Source organism: Streptomyces palmae, assembly GCF_004684805.1.
Classification (GTDB): Bacteria; Actinomycetota; Actinomycetes; order Streptomycetales; family Streptomycetaceae; genus Streptomyces; species Streptomyces palmae.
The window spans coordinates 1-1,614 of record NZ_SRID01000656.1; the positions used below are offsets into that span (position 1 = coordinate 1).

A 1,614-nucleotide genomic window follows, 5' to 3' on the forward strand; every position below is an offset into this window, starting at 1 on the left:
GACCCCTTGGACGCGGTGCGCGGGGGCCCGTCGGATGGGGTGGGCGTGAGCGCCGCGTCCCGGGTGGGTGAGGGGCCTGCGGGCCGGGTCTGCGGGGGCCCATCAGGTGGGCTCGGCTTCCAGGACCGCCACCAGGTTGTGCTGGAGGCAGGGGCCGGAGGTGGCGTGCGCCAGGGCGCGCCGTGAGCGGCCCTGGTGGATGCGGGTGGCGGCCTCGCCCAGGCGGATCAGCCCGGTGGCCATCACCGGGTTGGCGGCCAGCGCGCCGCCGGAGGGGTTGACCGTCACGGCGCCGTCCTCGGGGAGGTCCAGGGCCCGGCGCAGCACCACTTCCTGGGCGGTGAACGGGGCGTGCAGTTCGGCGGTGTCCACCGGGGCCTCGAAGAATCCGGCGTGCCGGGCGGCCAGCCGGGTGGAGGGGGAGTCGGTGAGGTCGCGTACACCCAGGCCGTGCGGCTCCACGCGATGGTCGATGCCGCGGATCCAGGCGGGCCGGGCGCACAGCCGGCGGGCGGTGTCGCCGGCCGCGAGCACCACCGCGGCGGCGCCGTCGCCGATCGGCGGGCAGTCGTGGCGGCGCAGTGGGCGCAGCAGGTACTCCTCGGCCAGCAAGCGCTCGGGGGGCGGGGAGCCGGCCAGTTGGGCGTGCGGGTTGGCGGTGGCCGCGGTGCGGTTGCGGGCCGCGATACGGGCCAGGGCCGGCTCGTCGGTGGCGCCCTGGTCGATCAGTGCCTGGGTCTGGAGGGCGGCGAGGGCCACCGGGTCGGGCCACAGCGGGGCCAGGTGGTAGGGGTCGAGCGAACGGGTGAGGACCGCCCGCAGGTCGCCGGCCGAGGACTTGCCGTAGGCGTAGACGAGCGCGGTGTCGGCCCGCCCGGTGAGCAGCTTGACCCAGGCCTCGTGGAGGGCCCAGGCGCCGTCCATCTCGACATGGGACTCGGAGATCGGCGGCCAGGCGCCGACGCCGTCCAGGGCCAGGGTGAAGGAGAAGGCCCGGCCCGCCAGGTAGTCGCAGGAGCCGGAGCAGGTGAAGTCGATGTCCGCGGCGGTCAGTCGGACCTGTGCGAGCACCTGGTGGAGGACCGGCATCAGCAGCTCGGTCTCGGATGCCTCGGTGGTGTCGGGTCGGTGGTCGGTCTGGGCGAAGGCGACGATCGCCACCTGGCGGGGCGGCGGCGGGGCTGTGCGGGGCCCCTGCCGGGCGGTCACAGCAGGTCCCGGTAGCTGTCGGGGTGGGCGTCGGGTTCGCCGGTGGGGCGGTAGTGGTCGGGGTGGCGGGCGCCGTCGGTCCATACCGGTTCCACCCGCAGGCCCATCCGCACCTGGTCGTGGCGGATGCCGCCGATACGTCCGTGCAGGGCGAGGTCGGCGCCGTCCAGGGCGATGTGGGCGTAGACGTACGGCACCTCGATGTCCTGGTCGCGGGCCTTGATGTTGACCACGCAGAAGGTGGTCACGGTGCCGCGCGGGCCCACCGGTACCTGCTCGGCGGTGGCCACCCCGCAGGTGGGGCAGGCGCCGCGGGGCGGGACGTAGACCTTGCGGCAGGCGGGGCAGCGCTCGCCGAGGACGGTGCGCCGGGCGAGGGCGGCCAGGTGGCGGTCTCTTATACAC

At 75.5% G+C, this 1,614-nt stretch carries 2 protein-coding genes; both read right to left on the reverse strand.

What is annotated here, in order from left to right; genetic code table 11:
• Positions 1–102 precede the first annotated feature (102 nt).
• The gene (locus E4099_RS31855) at positions 103–1,209 is read right to left on the reverse strand and encodes a thiolase domain-containing protein (RefSeq protein ID WP_245245350.1); all 1,107 of its coding nucleotides are present in this window, start codon (positions 1,207–1,209) and stop codon (positions 103–105) included.
• On the reverse strand, positions 1,206–1,614 hold a 409-nt coding region (locus tag E4099_RS31860), incomplete at its 5' end, for a Zn-ribbon domain-containing OB-fold protein (RefSeq protein WP_209446825.1). The genes E4099_RS31860 and E4099_RS31855, both read right to left, overlap by 4 nt.